Origin of the sequence: Neorhizobium sp. SHOUNA12A, assembly GCF_023006505.1 — a bacterium.
Taxonomy (GTDB): domain Bacteria; phylum Pseudomonadota; class Alphaproteobacteria; order Rhizobiales; family Rhizobiaceae; genus Neorhizobium.
On sequence record NZ_JALBGV010000170.1, the window covers coordinates 1 to 3581 of the forward strand.

A 3581-nucleotide genomic window follows, 5' to 3' on the forward strand; every position below is an offset into this window, starting at 1 on the left:
GGCCGCGCGGCTCGTCGGGCCGAGCGTGCCGTTGGGTGAGGCGGAGCAGGGAGATGTCCTGCTGTTCCGCTGGCGGCCGGATTGCGCGGCCAAACATGCCGGGGTGTTGGCCGGGCCGCAGCATTTCATCCACGCCTATGAGCAGTCGGCGGTGACGCGTTCGGCCTTGGTACCATCGTGGCGGCGACGGGTTGCGGCGGTATATCGGTTTCCTTCGGCGTGTCATTGAAAAGAAATGCCGTTTGGAATATGTTTCTGGAGTGGTGAGCGGGGCTGCTACCCCGCCCACCGTTTTGCTTATCTGTTGAAATTGATCCGGACGGCTATAGACCAGCCCGTCCGGGTCACCTTCAAGATAAGCGTAATGCCAATCGGCCTGAGCCTCATAAACATTACCTCCATTTTCGAGAGCAAGGCCCTTGCCTGGGTCGGCGCGGCCTGTCCTCGCCGATGCGCCGGCTGGCGCGGCGCGTGCTGCTTCTGCTCCCGAATTTCCTGACGCTATCACAATCTGAGCGAGCATCCAGTGGCAGCGCTGGGCGGCGGCGAGGTATTTCTATGGCCACTATCCTTTTCCAGGCGGCGGGTGCGGCGCTCGGCAGCGTGTTCGGTCCGGTTGGGGCGCTCATCGGGCGGGCGGCGGGGGCGCTGGCCGGCAGCATGGTCGATCGGGCGCTGATCGGCGGCAGCGGCGCGACCATCTCCGGGCCTCGTCTTGCGACCGCACGCATTCCGGGTGCTGATGAAGGAACGGCGATCAACCGCATCTACGGGACGGCGCGGATCGGCGGCACGCTGATCTGGGCGACGCGTTTCGAGGAAGAGGTGACGCGCGAGCGCTCCGGCGGCAAGGCGACCAGCAGTCCGCGGGTGGAGACGTTCCGCTATTTCGCAAACCTCGCGGTCGGGCTCTGCGAGGGACCGATCGCCGGCGTACGGCGGGTCTGGGCCGATGGGCGTGAACTCGATCTGACGGCAATCGAGATGCGGGTCTACCGTGGCGACGGAGAGCAATTGCCCGATCCGCTGATCGAGGCGAAGCAGGGCGAGGGCAATGCGCCGGCCTATCGCGGGCTGGCGTATGTCGTGTTCGATCGGCTGCCGCTCGACAGTTTCGGCAATCGCATTCCGCTGCTGCAGTTCGAGGTGCTGCGGCCGGTCGGCAGGCTCGAACATCAGATACGCGCCGTGACGGTCACGCCGGGCGCGACGGAGCATGGTTATGCAACTGTGCCGGTGACGGAGAAGACCGGCGAGGGCAGCGGGCGCATTCTCAATCGCCATACGCTGGCGGCCGGCACCGACTGGCAGGCGTCGCTCGATGAGTTGCAGGCGCTCTGCCCCAACCTCGAACGGGTGGCGCTGGTGGTCTCCTGGTTCGGAACAGACCTCAGGGCAGGGCATTGCCGCATCGTGCCGGGCGTCGAGGTGCCCGAGCGATGGGAGGAAAGCGCAGAGTGGTCGGTGGCCGGCATGTCGCGCGGCGATGCGCATCTGGTGAGCCAGGACGGCGGGCCGGCTTTCGGCGGCACGCCGAGCGACGCGAGCGTGGCGCAGGCGATCACCGACCTCAGGGCGCGTGGGCTGAAGGTCTATCTCTATCCGTTCGTGATGATGGATATCCCGCCCGGCAACGGCCGGCCGGATCCCTATGGCGGGGTGGAGCAGGCGGCCTTTCCCTGGCGCGGGCGGATCACTTGTTTCCCGGCGTCGGCGGATAAGACAGCGGATGCGCGGGCTCAGGCGCAGGCTTTCAGCGCCGGTTCCGAGGGATACCGGCGCATGGTGCTGCATTATGCTGGCCTGGCGGCAGCCACGGGCGGGGTCGATGGGTTCATCCTCGGCTCGGAACTACGCGGGCTGACGCAATTGCGCGACGAGACGGGGGCCTTTCCTTTCGTGCAGCAACTGGTTGGGCTTGCGGCGGATGTGCGGGCGATCGTCGGGCCGGGGACGAAGCTCACCTACGGCGCCGACTGGAGCGAATATTTCGGCTATCACCCGCAGGACGGTTCGGACGAGGTGCATTTCCATCTCGATCCGCTTTGGGCTTCGGCGGATATCGATGCGGTCGGCATCGACAACTATATGCCGCTCGCCGATTGGCGCGACGAGGATCTTGTCGCGGACAATCCGGATGTTTTTCGGCTCGCGGATGATGCCCAAGCGATGGCTGCGCAGATCGCCGCCGGCGAGGGTTTCGACTGGTATTATGCGAGCGATGCAGACCGGCGGAACCGGCTGCGATCGCCAATCTCGGATGGGCTGGCGGGCAAGCCGTGGGTCTATCGTTACAAGGACCTCTTGGGCTGGTGGTCGAACAAGCATCATGACCGTGTGGGCGGTGCCGAGAATATAACGCCGACGGCCTGGGTGCCCGGCATGAAGCCGATCTGGTTTACCGAACTCGGGTGTCCGGCGGTCGACAAGGGCGCCAATCAGCCGAACGTCTTCATCGATCCGAAATCAGCCGAAAGCGCGCTGCCATATTTTTCAAGTGGCGGGCGGTCCGACAGCATGCAGCGGCGGTTTCTGGAAGCGCATCATGGGTGGTGGCAGGGTGACGCGCCGCCGGCGGGCTTGGTCGACCCGGACCACGTGTTTGTCTGGACCTGGGATGCCAGGCCTGTTCCGGCCTTTCCCGGCGACCTTTCGGCCTGGAGCGATGGCGGTAACTGGCGCGCCGGCCATTGGCTGAACGGCAGGCTGGGTGCAACGACGCTCGCCGATGCGATCGCCGCGATCCTGACAGAGCACGGTTTTGAGGATTTCGACGTTTCCGAAGTGAACGGCGACCTGACCGGTTATGTGCAGGGCGAGGTGACCTCGGCGCGGGCGCTTCTGGAACCCCTGCTCGAGGTGTTTCAGGTGGATGTGGGGGAAGACAGCGGCAGGCTGCGTTTCCGGTCGCGGCTGAAGGTCAGCCTGGCGGCAAAGGAGATTACCGTCGTCGCGGATACCGAGGATGAGGCCCTCTGGTCTGAAAACCGTGGGCACGACAGCGATTTTGCGGCGGAGGCGGTGCTGACCTCCTACAATCCACGGCTCGATTACGAGCAGTCGGGCGTGCGGTCGCGGCGGGCACGGGCGGAAAGCCAGCGTATCCTGAGCTACGATCTGCCCGCCGTGCTGCCGGAGGAGACGTCGCTCGATGCCGTCGAGACGCTGCTGCGTACCCACAGGATTGCGAAACGGTCGCTGAGTTTTGGGCTCTCGCCGGCCGATGTCGCGGTCGAGCCCGGGGATGCGGTGCGGCTGGTTTTGCCGGATGGGGCCGGGCCAGATGGGACCTTTATCGTCGAGCGGATCGAGGAGGGGGCGGTGCGGCGGATCGACGCACGGCACCACGCGCCGCTCGCGCCATCGAACTACGCCGCTGACGAGGGGCACAGGAATGGCGGCCGCGCCGTCTCCGACGCATTTGCGCCGATCCTGCATCTTTTCGATCTGCCACGATTCGCGCCCGGCGAGGCGGCGAGCTTTGCCCGGGTCGCAGGTTTCTGCCGGCCATGGCGGCGGATGGCACTGTCCTCCTCCGTGACGACGGAAGGATATCGCGCGCGGGCCGCGCTCGATCGGCC

2 protein-coding genes are annotated in these 3581 nt (G+C 65.8%); both read left to right on the top strand.

Annotated features, from left to right (window positions below; all coding sequences use genetic code 11):
• Nucleotides 1-229 (top strand): NlpC/P60 family protein (locus MOV63_RS32125; RefSeq protein ID WP_405029412.1); only part of this gene is annotated, 229 nt, incomplete at its 5' end.
• A gap of 329 nt (nucleotides 230-558) precedes the next feature.
• On the top strand, nucleotides 559-3581 hold a 3023-nt coding region (locus MOV63_RS32130), incomplete at its 3' end, for a glycoside hydrolase/phage tail family protein (protein WP_247039796.1).